We start from the raw sequence: 20,209 nt of genomic DNA, 5'->3' as shown, positions 1-20,209 counted from the left end.
CTCGTACCCGTACACACACCGCGCGCACAACCGGTCCGCGTCGGTGCGTCACCACTGGTTAACGCTACGCGACCAGCGGGACCGTGGTCGGCATGACGAGCAATCCCGACAGCCCCACCCGTACCACCCAACTCACCACCCCCACCCGAGGCTTGACCACCACCTTCACCCCGGCTGGCCACACCTTCGAGATGCGCTTCACCTCCACGCCCCGAGGAGTCCGTCTCGCCCGGCGCCTGGCAGCCGTCCGGCTGGACGCGTGGGGAATCCCGTACGGCAGCGAACCCCACGACGAGATCGATCTGATCGTCGCCGAGCTGAGCGCGAACGCCGTGCGGCACGGCCATGTCCCCGGCCAGGACTTCCACCTCCGTCTGCGCGTCCCGGTCGGCGGCCGTGCCGTGCGTGTCGAGGTCACTGACGCCCGTGCCGAACGTGTCCCCCGGCCCCCAGCCGTCGTGGACGAGGCCGGTATCGAGGAGACGGGCCGCGGGCTGCTCCTCGTATCGCGTCTGGCTACCCGCTGGGGCTGGCATCCGTGCCCCGACGGGCCCGGTAAGACGGTTTGGGCGGAGCGTGCACTCCCCGGGAGAACAGCTCCCGCGCAGTCCCCGCAGGACGTTTCGCGTGGCCAGGCCCTGTAGCGGGCGGCCGGTCGCCATTACCGGCAACGAGGCTGACGCGGTCAGTCGGGCTCTTGGCTGACCAGCCGGTCCAGCATTCGCTCCAAAGGCTGGTTGTCGCCCAGGAAGCTCTTGATCGAGGCGTCCTGGTTCTCGTCGGGGGCCAGCGTGGCCCAGTTGATCGGCCAGCCCGCCTGCCTGCTCAGCTCCGCGAGGAAAGCGCGCTGGGCGCGTCTGTTGCCTTCGCGGAAGGGATGCAGGGCGTTGATGTCGCCGTAGAGTCCGGCTGCCGTGCGGACGAAGTCGCCGCGGGCGAGACCGCGAAGGCGATCGGCGGCCCGGAGGCAGCCGAAAACCTCTGCCGCGTAGGCGGACAGGTGTTGGAGCGGGCAGAACGGGGTGTGCTTGGCTATGTCCACCGTGCGCAGTTCGCCCGCCCAGTCGTACAGGTCGCTGAAGATCTCCGCGTGGAAGCGGCGTAGGTGGACCAAGTCGAAGTCCCCGGGCGGAGGGTTCTCGGCGACCTGGAGAAGCCGGGCGCGCGTGATGTCGGCCTCGGCGGCGGCGAGTGCGGCGGCGTCGGTGATACCGAGACGGTTGCGCAGGACACCGTTCGGTAGGACGTACGGGTCGTTCATCCAGCTGCCTGGCGAGTCTCGGGGCGATGGCGGGCCAGGGCGCGAGCAGCCATTTCCTCGGCCGACAGGGTGCCGCGTACGTAGGCTTCGGCGTCCTGGTCGGAGGCAGGGGTCGGCCGGAGGCCCTCGGCGGCGAGGGAGCCCGTGGCGGATTCGGCTGCCTCCCGGCGAGCGGCGCGGCCCGTCAGGTTCTCGTAGGCCTCGATCGAGAGCAGCACACCCTGTGCCTTGCGATGGGCGCCGATCAGTACCGGCTCCGCCTGCGGGCCGGCCTCGGTCAATTCGGCCAATATCCGCGACAGGCCACTCCGTGCGTCGCTCACTGTGACGATTTCAGGTACTCGCATAGCGCCACTCTACCCGAAATCGGGACGGAAACCTGTACAGAATTTGGTACAGATGGTGGGTTGTGTAGTCCTACCTGATCCATGGCCGACCACAGTTGCCAGGTTCCCTGGTTCCGATCAACGGGGCGGCAACGGGAGGCGGGGCCACGCTGCTGGCCGCGTTCCTCTCGGGACGGCGCCCATCTCTACGTCTGTGGCGACGCCTCCCGTATGGCCAAGGACGTCGACCGGGCCCTGCGGGAGATCGCCACCGTCCACGGTGGCCTGGACGAGGCCGAGGCGGAGGCCTACGTCAAACAGCTCGCCGCCGATAAGCGCTGTGTGCGCGACATGTACTGACCTCAGGACCTCAGGCGGGGTACGCGTGTGTCTGGGCCGCCTTGACCGTGGCCCACACCGTGGCTCCCGGACGGAGGTCGAGTTCGGCGGCGGCGATCGTGGTCAGGTCGGCGGCCAGGGGTAGCTCGCCGGTGAGGGCGGCGCGGATCTGGTCGCCGTGGGTCTCCATCCCGGCGACCTCGCAGCGCCAGAGGTTGCGGGCGCTGGAGCCGGTGGGGCGGTCCCGGTGCAGGGTCACCGCGCTCGGCGGGAAGGCGACGAAGGCCGGGCCCGTGAGGTGTTCCGTGGTCGTGACCCGGGGGCCGCCGTCGACGCGGACCGTGTGTCCTTCGGCCTCGCCCTTGTAGAGGTTGAGGCCGACCAGGTGGGCGATGTAGTCCGTGCGCGGGCGGCGGGCGATGTCGGAGGGGGCGCCTTCCTGGACGACGTGGCCGTCCTCGATGACGACGAGGTGGTCGGCCAGGACCATGGCGTCCAGCGGGTCGTGCGTGACGAGTACGGCGACGGCCTCGAAGTCGGCCAGATGGCGGCGGAGCTGGGCCCGGACGTCGAGGCGGGTACGGGCGTCGAGGGCTGCGAGGGGTTCGTCCAGGAGCAGCAGGCGTGGGTTGGTGGCCAGGGCGCGGGCGAGGGCGACGCGCTGCGCCTGGCCGCCGGAGAGCCGGCGGGGCTTGGCCCCGGCATGGGCGGCCAGGTCCATGCGGTCCAGCCACTCGGCGGCCTGCGCTCGGGCCTGCGCCTTGCTCGCGCCGTGGCAGCGAGGGCCGAAGGCCACGTTGTCGAGCGCCGAGAGATGGGGGAAGAGCAGATAGTCCTGGAAGACCACGCCGACCGGGCGCGACTCCGGCGGCGTACGGTCCAGCACGGCGCCGTCCAGCCGCAGATGGCCGCCCGAGATCGGTACGAGGCCGGCCAGCGCGCGCAGTGCGGTGGTCTTGCCGGCGCCGTTGGGCCCCAGGAGCGCGACCACGTCACCGGGCGCGGCCGTCAGCGCCACATCGAGCCGGAAGGAGCCGCGCTCGACCATGAGCCGGGCGTCCAGCCCCTCGGCGGTGGGGGTGGTTGCCTTGTGCGCGGTCTTCTCGGCGTCGGTCATGCGGGGGCCATCCAGCGGTCGCGCAGCCCGGCCAGTACCGCGATCGACACGGCCAGCAGCACCAGGCTCAGCGCGATGGCCGCCTCCGGGTCGTTCTGCAGGGCCAGGTAGACCGCGAGCGGCATCGTCTGCGTACGGCCGGGGAAGTTGCCCGCGAAGGTGATCGTCGCGCCGAACTCGCCGAGCGCCCGCGCCCAGGCGAGCACCGCGCCCGCCGCGACGCCCGGAGCGATCAGCGGCAGGGTGACCCGGCGGAACGCGGTGAAGCGGGAGGCGCCGAGGGTGGTGGCGGCCTCCTCGTAGCGGGGGTCGGCGGCGCGCAGCGTGCCCTCGACGCTGATCACCAGGAACGGCATCGCGACGAACGCCTCGGCCACGACGACGCCCGTGGTGGTGAACGGCAGCGTGATCCCGAACCAGGCATCCAGCCAGCGCCCGACGACACCGTTGCGGCCGAGCGCCATCAGCAGGGCCACACCGCCCACGACCGGGGGCAGGACGAGCGGCAGGGTCACCAGGGCGCGTACGAGGCCGCGGCCGGGAAACTCGACGCGGGCGAGCAGCCAGGCCAGGGGGACCCCGAGGACCAGGCTCACCGCGGTCGCGGCCGTGGCGCAGACCAGGGAGAGCTGGAGGGCCTGCCAGACCTCGGTGCTGGTCAGCAGGTCAGGGAGGCTGCTCCAGGGAGCCCGTATGAGCAGGGCGACGAGGGGCACCAGCAGGAAGGCCAGGCCGATCAGCGAGGGCAGCAGGAGGGGCAGCGGTACGCCCCCGCGGACGCGGCGGCGCCGCGGGGCCCTGGTGAGGGTGTCCGCGGCGCCGGTCTTGTCCGGTGAGGTCACGGCTTGAGGAATCCGGCCTCGGTGAGGACCTTCTGGCCCTCGGCGGACCGCACCAGCGCGATGAACGCCTTGGCCACCTTGTTGTCCGAGGCGTTCTTGAGCAGGGCCATCGGGTAGTCGTTGATGGCCTTGGCCGACTCGGGGAACTCCACACCGTCCACCTTGTCACCCGCCGCCTTCACATCGGTCTTGTAGACGACCGCGGCGTCGGCCTCCTTCAGCTGCACCTTGTTCAGGGCGCCCTTGACGTCCTGCTCGTAGGAGACCGGGGTGAGCTCGAGGTCGCTGGCGTCGAGGGCCTTCTGGGCGGCGGCGCCGCACGGCACCGTCTTGTCGCACAGCACGACCTTCAGCCCGGACCTGGTGAGGTCCTTGAGGGAGGAGATCTTGTCCGGGTTGCCCGGCAGGGTGGCGATCTCCAGCTGGTTGCGCACGAAGGTGGCGGGGGTGCCGGCCGCGTCCCCCTTGTCCGTGACGAACTTCATCGTCTTGGGGCTGGCGGCGGCGAACACATCCGCCGGGGCGCCGCCGGTGATGCTCGCGGCGAGGGAGTCGCTGCCGCCGAAGCTGAAGGTCACCTTCGTGTCCGGGTGCTCCTTTTCGAAAGCCTTGCCCAGCGCCGTGAAGCTCTCCTTCAGCGAGGCCGCGGCGAACACGGTGATGTCGCCGGAGAGCTTCGGGGAGGAGGAGTCCGATTCGGCGGACGAGGAGTCGTCGGAGGAGGAGCAGGCGCTCAGGGCCAGCAGTGCGGCGGCGCTCACACCGGTCACCTGTACTATCCGGCGGTTGCGGCGGGTGCGGCGCACAGAACGGGTCATCGAGGATCTACTCCTTCTCGCGCACGGTGTCGGCGCTGACGCCCAGTAAGGCGGCTGCTTCACCGATCCGGTAGGTGTGCGTACGCTGAGCATACTGCCGCACATGCGAGGGCTGAACCCTAGGTGGCATCGCATGAGCCTGACTATCGGCATCAGAGGGTGGTATATGCGTTTGTGGGGCCGACCTGCTGGCCTGGCCCCAGCAGCGGGCGGCGGTCAGTTTCGAGTGCGCCACCAGCGGCATCCAGCATCACCGCTTCACCGGACCGCTCCTGCACGATGTGCTCGCGGACGCCGGGCCCCGCTCGACCGCGCCGGCCCGCAGCTCGTCCTGCCGCAGGACCGTTGCGGGGCCCGGCACATCAGCGGTATCGACGCGATCTGCGTGGACGGCGGCTACACCGCGTGGACGTGACGAGGGGAGCCGGGCGCCGCCGGCCATCGTGCTGTCCGGATCAGGACGTGGCCTCCGCGTGGGTGGCCAGGTCGAGTGCGATGTCGGTGATCATGTCCTCCTGGCCGCCGACCATGCCCCGCCGCCCGACCTCGACGAGGATGGCGCGGGTGTCGAGGCCATAGCGGGCGGCGGCCGTCTCGGCATGGCGCAGGAAGCTGGAGTAGACACCGGCGTAGCCGAGGCTGAGGGTCTCGCGGTCCACCCGGACCTCACGGTCCTGGAGCGGTCGTACGAGGTCGTCGGCGGCGTCCATCAGGGGGAAGAGGTCGCAGGCGTGCTCCCAGCCCATGAGGTCGGCGACGGCGATGAACGCCTCCAGGGGGCAGTTGCCGGCGCCCGCGCCCTGTCCGGCGAGCGAGGCGTCGACCCGGACCGCGCCGTTCTCGACGGCGACCACGGAGTTGGCGACGCCCAGGGCGAGGTTGTGGTGGGCGTGGATGCCGAGCTCGGTGGCCGGGTCCAGGACGTCCCGGTAGGCGCGGAAGCGGTCGCGGACGCCGTCCATGGTGAGTCGGCCGCCGGAGTCGGTGACGTAGACGCAGTGGGCGCCGTAGGACTCCATGAGCTTCGCCTGGTGGGCGAGTTCGGCGGGTTCGGCCATGTGGGACATCATCAGGAACCCGGCGACGTCCATGCCCAGCTCCCGGGCGGCGGCGATGTGCTGGGCGGAGATGTCGGCCTCGGTGCAGTGGGTCGCGACGCGTACCGAGCGGATGCCGAGGGCGTGCGCCTGCTTGAGGTCGTGCACTGTGCCGATGCCGGGCAGCAGTAGCGTGGTGGGCACCGCGTGGTGCGTGACGTCGGTGACGGCCTCGATCCACTCCCAGTCGGTGTGGGCGCCGACGCCGTAGTTGATGCTGGAGCCGGACAGCCCGTCACCGTGCGCGATCTCGATGGCGGCCACGCCGGCGGCGTCCAGCGCGGCGGCGATGGCGCGGGCCTGGTCTGTGGTGTAGCGGTGCCGGACGGCGTGCATGCCGTCCCGCAGCGTGACGTCCTGGATGTAGAGACGGGTCACTTGGCGGCCTCCTTGCCACGGTGGGCGGCCATGCGTTCCGCGGTGCGCAGCGCGGCCGAGGTCATGATGTCGAGGTTGCCGGCGTACGCCGGGAGGTAGTGCGCGGCGCCCTCGACCTCCAGGAACACCGACACCTTCAGGGCCTCGCCCCCGCCGGGGGCGAGGGTGCGCATGGGGTCGTCGGGCGACACCCGCTCGAACTGCACCTTCTGCTTGAGGCGGTAGCCGGGTACGTACGCCTGGACGCGGCCGACCATCTCCTCGACGGACGTCGTGACGGCCTCGGTGGCGCAGTCGGACACCAGGCAGTGCACGGTGTCCCGCATGATCAGCGGGGGTTCGGCCGGGTTGAGGACGATGATCGCCTTGCCGCGTGCGGCGCCGCCGACCCGCTCGATCGCGGAGGAGGTGGTCTCGGTGAACTCGTCGATGTTCGCCCGGGTGCCGGGCCCGGCGGAGCGGGAGGCGATGGAGGCGACGATCTCGCCGTAGTGGACCGGGGTGACCGCGTTGACGGCGGCGACGATCGGGATCGTGGCCTGGCCGCCGCAGGTGACCATGTTGACGTTCGGGGCGCCGAGGTGGGCGTCGCCGTTGACCGGCGGGACCACGTACGGGCCGAGGGCCGCCGGGGTGAGGTCGACCAGGGTGCGGCCGAGTGGGCGCAGGACCTCGTCGTGGTGGCGGTGGGCGCCGGCCGAGGTCGCGTCGAAGACGATCTCGACGTCGGCGAACTCGTCAAGGCCGACGAGCCCCGCCACGCCCTCATGGGTGGTGGCGACCTTCAGGCGGCGGGCGCGGGCCAGGCCGTCGGAGTCGGGGTCGATCCCGACCATCGCGGCGATCTCCAGGGTCTCCGACAGGCGCAGGACCTTGATCATGAGGTCGGTGCCGATGTTGCCGGAGCCGATGATGGCGACCTTGGCGCTCACTGACGCGCTCCTTCCTCGGAGAGTTCCGCCGCGAGTTCCGCCGCGAGTTCCTCGGTGCGTTCCGCCGCGAATCCGACCCGTACGGAGCCCAGGCCGGAGATACGGGCCTCGAACACGTCTCCCGGTGCGGCGGGGGCCATCGGGCCCAGCGCGCCGGTCAGCACCAGATCGCCCGCGCGCAGCGGATCACCCCGCTCGGCGAGCGCCGAGGCCAGCCAGACCGCCGCGTTGAGAGGGCCGCCGAGACAGTCGGCGCCGGTGCCCTCGGAGACGGTCGCGCCGCCCCGCGTCATGGTCATCGTCACGGCGCGCAGATCGACGCCGGTGAGCGGTACGGGGGTCGCGCCCAGCACGTACAGGCCGCAGGAGGCGTTGTCGGCGACGGTGTCGACCAGGGAGATGTCCCACCCCCGCACCCGGCTGTCGACGATCTCCAGCGCGGGCAGCGCGAAGTCCACCGCCCGCAGCACATCGACGACCGTGCACTCCCGGTGCGGCAGATCACGGCCGAGGACGAGCGCGACCTCGGCCTCCACCTTGGGCTGGAGCAGCCGTCCGGCGGACACCTCGCCGCCGTCCGGCACCGCCATGTCCGCGAACAGCGCGCCGAAGTCCGGCTGATCCACGCCGAGTTGCCGCTGTACGGCCACGGAGGTCAGGCCGATCTTGCGGCCGACGATGCGGCGTCCGGCCTGCACGGCGCGCCGGACGTTCAGCTGCTGCGCGGCGTAGGCGGCCTCCAGGTCGCCGGCGTCGTGGAACAGATCACGCACCGGGGGACAGGCGGCCCCGGTGCGGGCGGCCTCCGCCAGCAGATCGGCGGCCTTGACGGCGGCCGATGGGGGTGCGGTCGACACGGGTTACCTCCAGAGGTGACGGTGGGCAGCGGGCTTCGGGGAACCCGGCTGTGGTTCCCGGTATAGACAGCGCACCCCTGAGGAGACAAACATTGTTCCGTGACACGGAACAGTGCGGGCGGCAGCATGTTGGAGAAGGCCGCGCTCATCCTCGAAAGCTTCACTCCGAGCGGTGGCTTGTACCGTCTGTCGGAACTCTCGGAGCGCACCGGCCTGCCCAAGCCCACGGCGCACCGGCTGGCGGCGGACCTGGTCCGGCTGGGCTGGCTGGAGCGCTCGGGCCCCCGGTACCGGCTCGGGGCGAAGCTGTTCGAGCTCGGCTCGCTGGTGCCGCACCGGCTCGATCTGCGTGAGGCGGCCCTGCCGTTCCTCCAGGACCTGTTCGAGGCCACCCGCGAGACCGTGCACCTCGGGGTGCGCGAGGGCCTGGAGGTGGTCTACCTGGAGCGCATCCACGGCCACGAGGCGCTGCAACTGCCCTCCCGCATCGGCGGCAGCCTGCCGCTGACCTGCACCGGAGTGGGCAAGGCCCTGCTGGCCCTCTCCGGCGCCGAGCTGACCGAGGAGGTGCTCTCCCGGCCGCTGCCGAGCCTCACGCCCCACTCGATCACCGACCCCGCCCGTCTGCGGATGGCCCTGGAGAAGATCCAGGTCTCCGGCCTGGCCTACGAGGAGCAGGAGGCCGCCCTGGGCGTGAGCTGCATCGCGGCCCCCGTCTTCGCCGGCGGCACGACGGTCGCCGCCCTCTCGGTGGCGGTGCCGCGGTCCCGCTTCAGCCCCGCCCAGCTGGCGCCCGCCGTGCGGACGGCGGCGCTGGGGCTGTCCCGGGTCCTGCGTGGAAGCGGCTGACGGAGCTGGGGGACCGCACGAGCTCGGCTCGAGAGCGGACGAGCTGACAGCCGACGTGGAACGGTGCCTGCGGCGTGGCCGCCGGAACCCTGATCGTCGTCGTGGTCCTGCCCGGCCGCAAGGCCACGGGCAAGCACCGCCAGGAGGGGCCGGTGGCGGCGGAAGCGGACCGGGACGAGGAGTACGCGGACTCCGTTCGCTGATCTGCCCCGACTCCTGCGCTGCGGGGAGACTGGGCTTGAGTCTCCCGTAGGGGGAGGCACGAGAGTGCAGGCATGGACGGCGACACGCTCTTCACGATCGGGGCTCTGGCCCGGCGGACCGGGCTGACGGTCAAGGCCGTGCGGTTCTACTCCGACACCGGAATCGTGCCGCCGACAGACCGCAGCCCGGCTGGCTACCGGCTCTATGACATCGGCGCGCTCGCGCGTCTGGGCCTGGTGCGCACCCTGCGTGACCTGGGGCTCGACCTTGCCGCCATCCGGCAGGTGCTGGACCGGGAGGTCTCGGTGCCCGAGGTCGCGGCCGCACACGCCGACGCCCTGGAGGTGCAGATCCGCACCCTCCGACTGCGGCGCGCGGTGCTGCGCGCGGTGGCCAAACGGGGCTCCACCCACGAGGAAATGGACCTCATGCACAAGCTCGCCAAGCTCTCCGACGACGAACGCCGACGCCTCATTACCGACTTCATCGACGACACCTTCGGCGGGCTCGACGCCAACGCCGACTTCGTCGACATGATGCGTTCGGCCATGCCCGAACTGCCGGACGACCCCGAACCCGATCAGGTCGACGCCTGGGTGGAACTCGCCGAGCTCACTCAGGACCCCGACTTCCGCGCCGCCGTCCGCCGCATGGCGGAATACCAGGCAGCCGAGCGCGCCCAAGGCGACGTCACCGGCCTGCACCACGACCTCACCGAAACCGTCCGTGACAGCGTCGGCCGCGCGCTCGACGCCGGCATCGCCCCGGCCTCGGCTGAGGCCGCACCCATCGTCGACGCCCTTACCACCCGCTACGCGCAAACCTTTGGCCGCGCCGACGACGTCGACTTGCGCCGCTGGATGCTGACACGCCTGGAGATCGCCGGCGACCCCCGCGCGGAACGCTACTGGCACCTGCTCTCCGTCATCAACGGATGGCCCGTCCCGCCCAGCCTGGCACCGGTGTTCACGTGGTTCACAGAGGCCTTGCGCGCCCACACCGGGCAGTAGTCCCGCGCCTGGCGACAGCCGGTCGAGCGTGGCGCAGGCGCTGTCCTGGATGTCGGGCTCGGCCGGGGTCCGACAGCGGGATCTCAGGGAACCTGGCGGTAGACCTCGCGGCGATTACCGACGGCCAGGACCCACACGACCAGTTGGCCGTCCTCGATGGTGTAGACGACGCGATAGTCGCCGACCCTGAGCCGCCATCGGGCACTGTGGCCCTGTAGGGCTTTGATATCGAGCGCCGCGGTGTCGCCCGAGTCCATCGCCTTCTGCAGCTCGGTGAGGCGGTACAGGATGCGGAGGGCGTCCGGACGCGAGATCTTGAGCATGTCCCGCTGCGCATGCGGCGTGAAGCGCGTGACGTATCCCATGAGGGTCAGCCCTGATCGGCGCGGAGCAGGGCGGCCATTTCTTCGAGCGAGACCGACCCTTCCGTGCCTTCGGACTCGGCTTCGTCAGCCAGTCGGTTGAGCCACGCCTCTTCGGCGTCTTCGGCGATCCGGCGCAGGCGCTGGTATTCATGGATGTCGATCACGACAGCTTCCTGCTTGCCGCGCCGCGTGATGATCGTCGGGGTCTCTTCCCGGCGGGCACGGTCGATGACATCGGCGAGGTGGCTGCGGACCTCGGCCATGGATTCAACTACCGGATCGCTCATGTCACAAATGTAGCAGATGTACATGAAGCCCGGGGGTGGTCGGTGATCTCGACGCGCGCTGTGCGGCCGTCGGCCGGGGCGTGGAGGTGAAGTGGATCTCGGCTCTTGCCGCCGCGCGTTATGGGATTATCCGGTCGCGGGCTCTCAGTTCGCGAGAGTCACTGGGCGGGGTCTCTGACGGCCGAGGACGCCGAGGACAGATCCTTGTTGACGCCGGGCATGCCCCAGCCGGGGGCGGGCCCGGCGTTGTCCACCCGGCACGCCCCCGCCAGGGGGAACCGTCGCCTGAAGGGAACTGATCAAGTTGTCCGAGATCACGCTCCTGCACCATCTGCTGGACGACGCCGCGGCATCGTGGCCGGAGCGTCCCGCCGTCACCCGCCGGCAGTCGACGGTGACCTTCGCGGGGCTCCGTGACGCCAGCCGGCGCCTGGCCGGCTGGCTGAACTCCCAGGGCGTCGGCCGCGGCCGGCGCGTGGTCGTCGCCGTGTCCTCCGGCCCTCTGGTGCCCGCCCTCGTCTTCGCGGCCTCCCGCGTCGGCGCACCGTTCTCCGTCCTCCACGAGCAGGTGCGCGGCGTACCGCTGGAGCACGTGCTCGACGACTGCGAACCGAGCCTGGTCGTCGCCGAGGACCCCACATCGCTGGCGGCCGCACGGGACCGCGGCATCGTCGCCGCCGCGCCCGCGGACCTCCTCCCGGTGGCCTTCCCCGAACCGGGCACCGCGGCCGCCGGCGGGTGGCTCGCCGCGGACGAGGAGCCGCTTGCCGTCGACCCCGTCTGCCTGCTCTACACCTCGGGCACCACCTCCCTGCCCAAGGCCGTGGTGAGCACCCACCAGCAGGTGGTCTTCGCCGCCCGCGCCATCCAGCAGGTCCTGCGGTACCGGGCGGACGATGTCGTCTACTGCCCCCTGCCGCTCTCCTTCGACTACGGCCTCTACCAGATCTTCCTGGGCGCCCTCAGCGGTGCGCACACCGTGCTGGGCAGCGCGGCGGAGGCCGGGCCCGTTCTGCTGCGCAGCCTGCTGGACAGCGAGGCGACCGTGCTGCCCGCCGTGCCCTCCGTCGCCCAGTCCCTCGTCTGGCTGCTGAGGCGCGCCACCGCCCAGCGCCCCGCCCTGCGGCTGGTCACCAACACCGGCGCCGCGCTGTCGGGCGAGACGGTGAACGCCCTGCGCGCCGCGATCCCCGGGCTGCGCGCCCAGGTGATGTACGGGCTCACCGAGTGCAAGCGCGCCGTGATCATGCCGCCGGACGGCGACCTGGACCGACCGGGCTCGTGCGGACTGCCGCTGCCCGGTACGGAGATCCTCGTCGTCGACGACGAGGGCGCGCCCGTGCCGCCCGGCACCGTCGGAGAGATCGTGGTCCGGGGGCCGAACGTGATGGCCGGGTACTGGCGGCGACCCGAGCTGAACGCCCAGCGCTTCCCGCTCCGCGACGGGCTCTTCCGCGAGCTGCGCACCGGCGACTACGGCCATCTCGACGAGGACGGCTATCTGTACTTCTCGGGCCGCCGCGACGACCTCTACAAGGAGCGGGGCTTCCGGGTGAGCGCCACCGAGGTGGAGGCCGCCGCCCACCGGGTGCCCGGAGTCGTCTCGGCCGCGGTCCTGCCGCCGTCGGGCCGAAGGCCGTCCCTGCTCGCGGTCGTCGCGGACGTGACCGCCGAGGAGGTCCTGGACCTGATGCGCGGGCAGATCGAGGAGTTCAAGGTCCCCCGGCGCTGCGTCGTTCTGGAGGAGCTGCCGCTCAGCGGCAACGGCAAGGTCGACCGCAAGGCACTCACCGCTCTTGTCGAGGACCGCGCCCGCGCCGTCGGCCGGGTCTGAGAGGCCGGGCCTGAGAGGCCGGGTCTGAGAGGCCGGGATCACACCGGCCGCGCGGGGCTGGTGTCCTAAGGTCGGAAGCGGCTTGCCGATCATTTCCAGGGGAGAACCAGATCATGAGCACACACTTCGACGTCGTCGTCCTGGGCGCGGGTCCGGGGGGATACACCGCGGCGGTCCGTGCCACCCAGCTCGGGCTGCGCACGGCGGTCATCGAGGAGAAGTACTGGGGCGGCGTGTGCCTCAACGTCGGGTGTATCCCGTCCAAGGCACTGCTGCGCAACGCCGAGCTTGCACACATCGTCACCCGTGAGGCGAAGACCTTCGGCATCAAGGTCGAGGGCGACATCAGCTTCGACTACGGGGAGGCGTTCCGGCGCAGCCGCAAGGTGGCCGACGGCCGGGTCAGCGGTGTGCACTACCTGATGAAGAAGAACGGCATCACCGAGTACGACGGCCGGGGCGTCTTCACCGACGCCCACACGCTCCAGGTGGCGCTGACGGCCGGCGGCACCGAGACCGTGACCTTCGACCACTGCGTCATCGCGGCCGGGGCGACGACCCGTCTCCTGCCGGGCACCTCCCTGAGCGAGCGCGTGGTCACCTACGAGGAGCAGATCCTCTCCGACCAGTTGCCCGAGAGCATCGTCATCGCGGGCGCGGGCGCCATCGGCGTCGAGTTCGCGTACGTCCTCAACAGCTATGGCGTGCAGGTGACCATCGTCGAGTTCCTCGACCGGCTCGTGCCGCTGGAGGACGCCGACGTCTCGGCCGAACTCGCCAAGCAGTACCGCAAGCTGGGCATCAAGGTGCTGACCTCGACCCGGGTCGACTCGATCGACGACAGCGACCAGGCGGCGAAGGTCCGGATCACCGTGACCCGTGAGGGGCGGCAGGAGGTGCTGGAGGCCGACAAGGTCCTCCAGGCCATCGGCTTCGCCCCGCGGGTGACCGGCTACGGCCTGGAGAACACGGGCGTGCGGCTGACCGAGCGCGGTGCGATCGACGTGGACGCCCGCGGCCGGACGAGCGTGCCGCACCTGTTCGCGATCGGCGACGTCACGGCGAAGCTGATGCTGGCGCACGCCGCGGAGGCGATGGCCATGGTGGCCGTCGAGACCATCGCCGGCGCGGAGACCATGGAACTCGACTTCACCATGATCCCCCGCGCCACCTACTGCCAGCCGCAGATAGCCAGCTTCGGCTGGACCGAGGCGCAGGCGCGGGAGCGGGGCTTCGACGTACGGGTGGCGAAGTTCCCCTTCACGGCCAACGGCAAGGCGCACGGCCTCGGCCACCCCACCGGCTTCGTCAAGGTGATCAGCGACGCCCGCCACGGCGAGCTGCTCGGTGCCCACCTGATCGGCCCCGAGGTCACCGAGCTGCTGCCCGAGCTGACCCTGGCCCAGCAGTGGGACCTGACGGTTCACGAGGTCGCCCGCAACATCCATGCGCACCCGACACTCGGCGAAGCGGTGAAGGAGGCCATCCACGGCCTGGCCGGACACATGATCAACATGTGAGACGCCCTGAGGGCTCAGCGCACCCGCAGGACATCGAGCGCCGCGAGGGCCACCTGTAGTTCGATGCGCTGTTCGCCGGATTCGAGGTCGCAGTCGAGCAGCCGCTCGATGGCGCGCAGCCGTTGGTAGACGGTCTCCCGGGACAGGCCGCCGCGGCGGGCGGCGGTCGTCTTGTTCCCCGCCGCGTCCAGGTAGTGGCGCAGGGTCGTCAAGAGGTCGGTCTGGTGCCGGGTGTCGTGGTCGATGAGGCGGCCGAGCTGCCGTTCGGCGTAGCCCTGGATCCGGGTGTCCTCGCGGAGCGCGTACAGCAGCCGGCGCAGGCCGATGTCGGAGAGCTCATGGAAGGACCTGCCCGGGGGGAGGGGCTGGCCGGGCAGGGTCGCCTCGGCCACGCGGGCCGCCTCGCGGAAGGAGCGGGCGGTGTCGGAGAGGTCGGTGACCTCGGGACCGACGCTCACCACCGCCTCCGGGTCCAGGTCCAGCGCGAGGCGGCTCAGCCGTTCGACCGTGGGCCGCCAGGGCTGGGAGGGGCGCAGGGCCAGCAGGAGGCCGAGCCGGCCCGGTGCCAGCGCGCCGACGAGCGCCGGAATCCTGGCCGTCCGGAGCTCCTGGGACACGCGGCTCTCCGGCCCGGCGCCGTCGTCTTCCGGGCTGCCGCCGTCTTCCGTGTCCAGGTCCATCAGGACGGCGAGGAAGCGACCGGGGTCGGTGGGCAGCCCCAGCGCGGCGAAGCGGGCGCGGGCGTCCTCGGGCGAGCGGTGGCGCTGTTCGGCGAGGTGGCGCAGGGCGCTGCGGTGCGCGGTGCGTTCCCAGGGCATGCGGTGGATGAGGCGGGCGATGGTGAGGGCCATCGCCGTTCGCTCCAGCACGGTGACGTCCTCGGGCCCGAAGGTCCCGGGCGCCTCGGAAGCCGGGGCGCCGGGCGAGCCGGGCAGCATGGCCACCCGGCCCCAGCGTTCCCCCTGGTACTCCACGGAGGCGACGAGCCAGCCCTCGGGGCCGCGCACCTCCGGGTGGTCGCCGGTCGGGGTCGCCCTGGAGCGCTGTTCCCAGCCGGTGAGTGCCTCTTCCGCCGTGCCGCCGGAGGGCTCGCAGAGCAGCGCCTGGTGCATCAGGTTCTCCAGGACGACCGTGTGGCCGCTCATCTCCGCCGCGGCGCGCACCACGTCCTCGGGGCCCGCGCCGCGCAGCGTCAGGGCGGTGAACGCCTCGTGGATCCGCTGGGTCCGGCGCATCGCGTCCGCTTGGTTGCCGAGGATGAGTGCGTGGACGACCTGGGTGACCTCCAGGAAGTTGACGTCCTGGGCCAGGGTGACGAGGGGGAGGCCGCGGGTCCGGCAGGCGTGGACGAGCGCGTCGGGCGGGCGGTGGTAGCGCCGGACGAGCTCGATGACCAGCGCGGCGGCGCCGATGTCGGCGAGTTCGTCCACGTACCGGCGCACGCTCGCCGCGTTCTCGGGCAGGGGCATGCCGGTGGTCAGGACGAGTTCGCCGCCCTTGAGGAAGGAGGCGGGGTCCGTCAGCTCGGTGATGTGGACCCAGCGGACCGGCCGGTCGAGGTGGTCCGCGCCGGTGACGACCTGCGGCCGCCCGGCCGCCAGGACGGGGAAGGCCAGCACATCGGCCACGGTGAGCGGGCGGCCGGCCAAGGGCGCGTCCCGGCCGTCCGGGTCCGTCGGCCGAGCCGGGCGGTGGTTCTCGCTCACGGTGCCTCCCTGAGTGTCAGGTCACTGTGACAAGCCGCGCTGACCTGCGCAAGAGCGGTCGGACGGCGGTCGCGGGCCCGAGCGGGTTGACACATTGTCCGAACGACGCGTCCGCGCTGGACAGATCACGCGTTGTCGCCGACCGGGGCGGCGGAGATGCTCGTGATGCCGAATCAGTCCACGACCCAGGCCGGAGACGAACATGACCGCACTGTCGCCGCACCTTCGCCAGGCCACGCCCGTGGTGGCGGTCCGGGGCGAGGGCGTCCACCTCTACGGTGAGGACGGCCGCCGCTATCTGGACTTCACCGCCGGGATCGGGGTCACCAGCACCGGCCACTGCCATCCCAGCGTGGTGGCGGCCGCCCAGGAGCAGGTGGGCACGCTCGTCCACGGCCAGTACACGACGGTCATGCACCCCCCGCTGCGGCGGCTGGTCGACAAGCTGGGCGAGGTGCTGCCGGCCGGCCTGGACAGCCTGTTCTTCACCAACTCCGGCAGCGAGGCCGTGGAGGCCGCGCTGCGGCTGGCCCGGCAGGCCACCGGCCGGCCGAACGTCCTGGTCTGCCACGGCGGTTTCCACGGCCGGACCGTGGCCGCCGCCGCCATGACCACCTCCGGCACCCGCTTCCGGTCCGGCTTCTCACCGCTGATGAGCGGGGTGGTCGTCACCCCGTTCCCGACCGCCTACCGGTACGGCTGGGACGAGGAGACCGCCACCCGCTTCGCCCTCCAGGAGCTCGACTACACGCTCCAGACCATCTCCTCGCCCGCCGACACGGCCGCGGTCATCGTCGAGCCGGTGCTCGGCGAGGGCGGGTATGTGCCCGCGACCCGCGCCTTCCTGGAGGGGCTGCGGGAGCGGGCGGACCGCCACGGCTTTCTGCTGATCCTCGACGAGGTGCAGACCGGCGTGGGCCGCACCGGCCGGTTCTGGGGCCATGAGCACTTCGGCGTCGTGCCGGACATCCTGATCACCGCCAAGGGGCTGGCCAGCGGCTTCCCGCTGTCCGGCATCGCCGCCTCCGAGGAGCTGATGCGCAAGGCGTGGGCGGGCTCGCAGGGCGGTACGTACGGCGCCAACGCGGTGGCGTGCGCCGCGGCCTGCGCCACGCTCGACGTCGTACGCGAGGAGAAGCTCGTGGAGAACGCCGAGGCGATGGGCGCCCGGCTGCGCCTCGGCTTGGAAGCGGTGGCCGAGCGGACCCCGGCCATCGGGGACGTACGGGGCCTCGGGCTGATGCTGGCCAGCGAATTCGTCACCGAGGACGGCGAGCCCGACCCCGAGACCGCCGCCCGGGTGCAGCGGGCCGCGGTGGACGAGGGCCTGCTTCTGCTGCTGTGCGGGGCCTGGAACCAGGTGGTGCGGATGATCCCGGCGCTCGTTATCGACGAGACCGGGGTGGACGAGGGCCTGCGGGCATGGGAGAACGCGGTGGCGGCCGGCACCGAGGCAGCGGCGGACCAGTGAGGGAGGCGCAGGCGGAGGCGGTGACGGAGACGGTGACGCAGGCGGAGGCGGACGCCGTCGGCGCGTCGGCGCGTCTGGTCACCCGGATCGCCGAGACCGCTCCCGGCCTGCGCGTGGAGACCGGTGCGGGCCACACCGGCCCCTACGCCTACGACGCCTCCAACTATCGGGTGGCGCCACGGGCCGTGGCCTTTCCGCGCTCCGCCGACGATGTGCGGGCCGTCCTGCGGGCCTGCCGTGAGACGGGCGTCCCGGTCACCGCCCGGGGCGGCGGCACCAGCATGGCGGGCAACGCGGTCGGACCGGGCGTCGTCCTGGACTTCTCCCGGCACATGAACCGCGTGCTGATGATCGACCCGGAAGCGCGCACCGCGCGCGTCGAGGCCGGAGCGGTCCTCGACGCGCTGCGGGCCGCGGCCGGGGAGCACGGGCTCACCTTCGGCCCCGACCCCTCCTCGCACAGCCGCTGCACCCTCGGCGGAATGATCGGCAACGACGCGTGCGGCAACCGGTCGGTGCGGCACGGGCGGACCGGCGGCCATATCGAGTCCCTGGAGATCGTCACCGCCGACGGCACGCCCGCCGTCGCCGACCGCGCCGGACTGCGCGCGGCCGACCCGGACGACCGCGACGCCGTGGAGCGCGTCGCCCGCCTCGAAGCGGACCTGCGGCGGCTGATCGCCGACAGCCTGGCGCCCATCCGCACCGAACTGGGCCGCGTCCCCCGCCAGGTCTCCGGTTACCAACTGCACCATCTGCTGCCGGAGAACGGCTTCGATGTGGCCCGCGCCCTGGTGGGCACCGAGGGCACCTGCGGGGTCGTCACCGCCGCCACGGTGCGCCTGGTGGCCACCGCGCCGGTCACCGCCCTGCTGGCGCTCGGCTACGACGATGTCGTGGACGCCGCCGAGGACGTCCCCGAGATCCTGCGCTGGTCGCCCACCGCCGTGGAGGGGATGGACGAGGCGATCGTCGCCACCATGCGCGCCCGCCGCGGGCCGGACTCCGTCACCGGGCTGCCCGACGGAAGCGCCTGGCTGTACGTCGAACTCGACGGCGACGACGAGGCGACGGTCGCCGGCCGCGCGGCCGGACTGCTGGCCGCGCTGCGGGCCCGGGGCCGGATGACCGGCGGACGCGTCGTCGGGAGCGCGGCCGAGCGGCGCTCGCTGTGGCGGGTCCGCGAGGACGGGGCCGGTCTGGCCGCCCGCCTCGTCGACGGAGGGGAGTCCTGGCCCGGGTGGGAGGACGCGGCGGTCGCGCCCGAGAGACTGGCCGGCTATCTGCGGGACTTCCGCAAGCTGTTGGCCCGCCATACCCTGACCGGCGTGCTCTACGGCCACTTCGGCGCGGGCTGCGTCCATGTGCGCATCGACTTCGACCTCGCCACGGACACCGGCCGGGCGGCCACCCGGGCGTTTCTCATCGAGGCGGCCGCCCTGGTCGTCGAGCACGGGGGAACGCTCTCGGGCGAGCACGGCGACGGGCGGGCGCGCGGTGAACTGCTGGAGGTCATGTACAGCCACCGGATGATCGAGACGTTCGCGGCCTTCAAGCGGGTCTTCGACCCCGAAGGGCTGCTGAACCCCGGCGTCATCGTGGCCCCCGCCCCGCTCGACGCCGACCTGGCGCTGCACCGCGCCCCGCTTCCCCTCGCCACGGCCTTCACCTTTCCGCACGACGAGGACGGCTTCGCGGGCGCGGCCCGCCGCTGTGTGGGCGTCGGCCGGTGCCGGAGCGACGCGGGAGGGGTGATGTGCCCCAGCTACCGGGCCACCGGGGAGGAGCGGGACTCCACGCGCGGCCGCGCCCGGCTGCTCCAGGAGCTGGTGCGCGGCGAGGCAGGCCGGGACGGCTGGCGGCGGGCCGAGGTCCGCGACGCGCTCGACCTGTGTCTGTCCTGCAAGGCGTGCTCCACCGACTGCCCGGTCGGCGTCGACATGGCCACCTACAAGGCCGAGTTCCTGCACCAGCACTACAAAGGGCGGCTCAGGCCCCGCTCCCACTACTCGCTGGGCTGGCTGCCCCTGACCTCCGCCCTCGCCGGATACGCGGCCCGGCCGGTCAACGCGCTGCTGCGCGGTCGGCTCGGCAGAGCGCTGGCCCGGCTCGGGGGCGTGACGACGCGGCGTACGATCCCCGCCTTCGCGTCCCGGCGCGCGCTGCGCTCCGTACTCCGCGGGACCACGACCGAGGGACCCGACGGACCGGCCAAGGCGCTGCTCTTCGTCGACAGCTTCACCCGGGCCTTCCGCCCCCAAGTGGCGGGGGCCACCGCCCGGGTGCTCGCCGCCGCAGGCCTCCCCAGCGAGCCGCGGAGCGGGCTGTGCTGCGGGCTGACCTGGGTCAGCACCGGTCAGCTGTCCGTGGCACGCCGGGTGATGGCCCGTACGGTGGCCCACCTCGACACCGGCGCCGACAGCGACAGCGGTGACGGGGTGCCGATCGTCGTGGCCGAGCCCAGCTGCGCGGCGGCTCTGAAGCGCGACGTTCCCGAGCTGCTGGGCACCGACGCCGCGCGGCGCGTCGCGGCCCGGGTCCACACCCTCACGGGCGCCCTGACCGACCTCGCCGCCCCGGACTGGACCCCTCCGCCCCTGCCGGAGAGCGTCGTGCTGCAGACCCACTGCCACGAGTACGCCACCTTCGGGAGCCGCCGGCCGGGCGAGCTGCTGCGCCGGCTCGGCGTACGGAAGGTCGACGAGGCCGAGGGCTGCTGCGGACTCGCGGGCAACTTCGGTTTCGAGGAGGAGCACTACGACACCTCGATGGCCGTCGCCGGACTGGCCCTGCGGCCACGCCTCGACGGGCTCGCCGACGGACTCCCCGACGGACTCCCGGACGGGCTCCCCGTCGGTGAAGCGGCCGTCGTCGTGGCCGACGGCTTCAGCTGCGCCACCCAGGTCGACCACCTCGTCGGCGGCCGGGGCGTCCGCGCCCACCATCTCGCAGAACTGCTCGACCCCGCCGACCCATCAGGAGAGACTCCGTGAGCA

At 72.2% G+C, this 20,209-nt stretch carries 19 protein-coding genes and 2 pseudogenes; 10 read left to right on the top strand and 11 right to left on the bottom strand.

All coding sequences use genetic code 11. The annotated features are described in order from the left end of the window. The first annotated feature begins 92 nt into the window (after nucleotides 1-92). Entirely contained in the window at nucleotides 93-644 is a 552-nt protein-coding gene (locus tag ACWY4P_RS14825; protein ID WP_456211019.1) for an ATP-binding protein, read from the top strand. A 41-nt stretch (nucleotides 645-685) separates the two neighbouring features. Here ACWY4P_RS14825 and ACWY4P_RS14820 read toward each other — a convergent pair whose 3' ends face one another. Then, entirely contained in the window at nucleotides 686-1,261 is a 576-nt protein-coding gene (locus ACWY4P_RS14820) for a Fic/DOC family protein (protein WP_456211018.1), read from the bottom strand. Next, nucleotides 1,258-1,584 (bottom strand): antitoxin VbhA family protein, encoded by a 327-nt coding sequence (locus ACWY4P_RS14815; protein ID WP_456211017.1) that lies wholly within the window; start codon nucleotides 1,582-1,584, stop codon nucleotides 1,258-1,260. The genes ACWY4P_RS14820 and ACWY4P_RS14815 overlap by 4 nt, the downstream gene beginning before the upstream one ends. A 150-nt stretch (nucleotides 1,585-1,734) precedes the next feature. On the opposite strand from ACWY4P_RS14815, the pseudogene ACWY4P_RS14810 reads away from it, so the two are divergent. Then, a pseudogene (locus tag ACWY4P_RS14810) lies at nucleotides 1,735-1,947 on the top strand (diflavin oxidoreductase); the annotation flags it as partial. 10 nt (nucleotides 1,948-1,957) lie between these two features. On the opposite strand, the gene ACWY4P_RS14805 reads toward ACWY4P_RS14810, so the two are convergent. The 3 genes from ACWY4P_RS14805 to modA are packed head-to-tail and all read right to left on the bottom strand — an operon-like array spanning nucleotide 1,958 to nucleotide 4,703. Continuing rightward, nucleotides 1,958-3,043, bottom strand: a complete 1,086-nt coding sequence (locus ACWY4P_RS14805; RefSeq protein WP_456211016.1) for an ABC transporter ATP-binding protein — start codon at nucleotides 3,041-3,043, stop codon at nucleotides 1,958-1,960. Beyond that, nucleotides 3,040-3,885, bottom strand: coding sequence for a molybdate ABC transporter permease subunit (modB, locus tag ACWY4P_RS14800; RefSeq protein WP_456211015.1), 846 nt, complete (start codon nucleotides 3,883-3,885; stop codon nucleotides 3,040-3,042). The genes ACWY4P_RS14805 and modB overlap by 4 nt, the downstream gene beginning before the upstream one ends. Further along, nucleotides 3,882-4,703, bottom strand: coding sequence for a molybdate ABC transporter substrate-binding protein (modA, locus tag ACWY4P_RS14795; RefSeq protein ID WP_456211014.1), 822 nt, complete (start codon nucleotides 4,701-4,703; stop codon nucleotides 3,882-3,884). Before modA ends, modB begins: the two co-directional genes overlap by 4 nt. A 164-nt stretch (nucleotides 4,704-4,867) precedes the next feature. On the opposite strand from modA, the pseudogene ACWY4P_RS14790 reads away from it, so the two are divergent. Continuing rightward, nucleotides 4,868-5,118 (top strand): annotated as a pseudogene (locus tag ACWY4P_RS14790) (hypothetical protein). Between the two features lie 40 nt (nucleotides 5,119-5,158). Here the strand turns inward: ACWY4P_RS14790 and dmpG are convergent. From dmpG to ACWY4P_RS14775, 3 genes are read right to left on the bottom strand one after another with little or no spacing between them, the layout of a single operon-like run. Beyond that, a complete protein-coding gene (gene dmpG / locus ACWY4P_RS14785; RefSeq protein ID WP_456211013.1) occupies nucleotides 5,159-6,178 on the bottom strand; it encodes a 4-hydroxy-2-oxovalerate aldolase in 1,020 nt (339 codons plus the stop codon). Beyond that, on the bottom strand, nucleotides 6,175-7,110 hold the full coding sequence (locus tag ACWY4P_RS14780; RefSeq protein ID WP_456211012.1) for an acetaldehyde dehydrogenase (acetylating): 936 nt from the start codon (nucleotides 7,108-7,110) through the stop codon (nucleotides 6,175-6,177). The genes dmpG and ACWY4P_RS14780 overlap by 4 nt, the downstream gene beginning before the upstream one ends. Beyond that, nucleotides 7,107-7,967, bottom strand: coding sequence for a 2-keto-4-pentenoate hydratase (locus ACWY4P_RS14775; protein WP_456211011.1), 861 nt, complete (start codon nucleotides 7,965-7,967; stop codon nucleotides 7,107-7,109). The genes ACWY4P_RS14780 and ACWY4P_RS14775 overlap by 4 nt, the downstream gene beginning before the upstream one ends. Before the next feature lie 126 nt (nucleotides 7,968-8,093). Between ACWY4P_RS14775 and ACWY4P_RS14770 the strand changes: the two genes are divergently transcribed. The 3 genes from ACWY4P_RS14770 to ACWY4P_RS14760 all read left to right on the top strand — a co-directional run bounded on the left by ACWY4P_RS14770 (nucleotide 8,094) and on the right by ACWY4P_RS14760 (nucleotide 10,030). Next, a complete protein-coding gene (locus ACWY4P_RS14770) occupies nucleotides 8,094-8,816 on the top strand; it encodes an IclR family transcriptional regulator (RefSeq protein ID WP_456212926.1) in 723 nt (240 codons plus the stop codon). 74 nt (nucleotides 8,817-8,890) lie between these two features. Continuing rightward, entirely contained in the window at nucleotides 8,891-9,019 is a 129-nt protein-coding gene (locus tag ACWY4P_RS14765; RefSeq protein ID WP_456211010.1) for a hypothetical protein, read from the top strand. Nucleotides 9,020-9,091: 72 nt separating this feature from the next. Then, nucleotides 9,092-10,030 carry a MerR family transcriptional regulator gene (locus tag ACWY4P_RS14760; RefSeq protein WP_456211009.1) on the top strand — a complete coding sequence of 313 codons (939 nt, stop codon included), beginning with the start codon at nucleotides 9,092-9,094 and terminating at the stop codon, nucleotides 10,028-10,030. An 83-nt stretch (nucleotides 10,031-10,113) separates the two neighbouring features. On the opposite strand, the gene ACWY4P_RS14755 is transcribed toward ACWY4P_RS14760, so the two are convergent. Beyond that, nucleotides 10,114-10,395 (bottom strand): type II toxin-antitoxin system RelE family toxin, encoded by a 282-nt coding sequence (locus ACWY4P_RS14755; RefSeq protein ID WP_456211008.1) that lies wholly within the window; start codon nucleotides 10,393-10,395, stop codon nucleotides 10,114-10,116. A gap of 5 nt (nucleotides 10,396-10,400) precedes the next feature. Then, nucleotides 10,401-10,682: a type II toxin-antitoxin system Phd/YefM family antitoxin gene (locus ACWY4P_RS14750; protein WP_456211007.1), complete on the bottom strand. Its 282-nt coding sequence runs from the start codon at nucleotides 10,680-10,682 to the stop codon at nucleotides 10,401-10,403. Between the two features lie 304 nt (nucleotides 10,683-10,986). Here ACWY4P_RS14750 and ACWY4P_RS14745 point away from each other — a divergent pair, with 304 nt between their 5' ends. Together ACWY4P_RS14745 and lpdA are read left to right on the top strand one after the other, a co-directional pair. Continuing rightward, nucleotides 10,987-12,516 (top strand): class I adenylate-forming enzyme family protein, encoded by a 1,530-nt coding sequence (locus tag ACWY4P_RS14745; RefSeq protein ID WP_456211006.1) that lies wholly within the window; start codon nucleotides 10,987-10,989, stop codon nucleotides 12,514-12,516. Between the two features lie 113 nt (nucleotides 12,517-12,629). After that, entirely contained in the window at nucleotides 12,630-14,036 is a 1,407-nt protein-coding gene (gene lpdA / locus ACWY4P_RS14740; protein WP_456211005.1) for a dihydrolipoyl dehydrogenase, read from the top strand. Nucleotides 14,037-14,050: 14 nt separating this feature from the next. Here lpdA and ACWY4P_RS14735 read toward each other — a convergent pair whose 3' ends face one another. Next, nucleotides 14,051-15,742: a PucR family transcriptional regulator gene (locus tag ACWY4P_RS14735; RefSeq protein ID WP_456211004.1), complete on the bottom strand. Its 1,692-nt coding sequence runs from the start codon at nucleotides 15,740-15,742 to the stop codon at nucleotides 14,051-14,053. 202 nt (nucleotides 15,743-15,944) lie between these two features. Here ACWY4P_RS14735 and ACWY4P_RS14730 point away from each other — a divergent pair, with 202 nt between their 5' ends. Together ACWY4P_RS14730 and ACWY4P_RS14725 are read left to right on the top strand one after the other, a co-directional pair. Then, on the top strand, nucleotides 15,945-17,213 hold the full coding sequence (locus ACWY4P_RS14730) for an aspartate aminotransferase family protein (protein WP_456211003.1): 1,269 nt from the start codon (nucleotides 15,945-15,947) through the stop codon (nucleotides 17,211-17,213). Next, entirely contained in the window at nucleotides 17,165-20,206 is a 3,042-nt protein-coding gene (locus ACWY4P_RS14725) for an FAD-binding and (Fe-S)-binding domain-containing protein (RefSeq protein WP_456211002.1), read from the top strand. The genes ACWY4P_RS14730 and ACWY4P_RS14725 overlap by 49 nt, the downstream gene beginning before the upstream one ends. Nucleotides 20,207-20,209 lie beyond the last annotated feature (3 nt).

The organism is Streptomyces sp. LZ34 (assembly GCF_053890475.1).
This window is presented reverse-complemented; position numbering and strand designations above follow the sequence as displayed.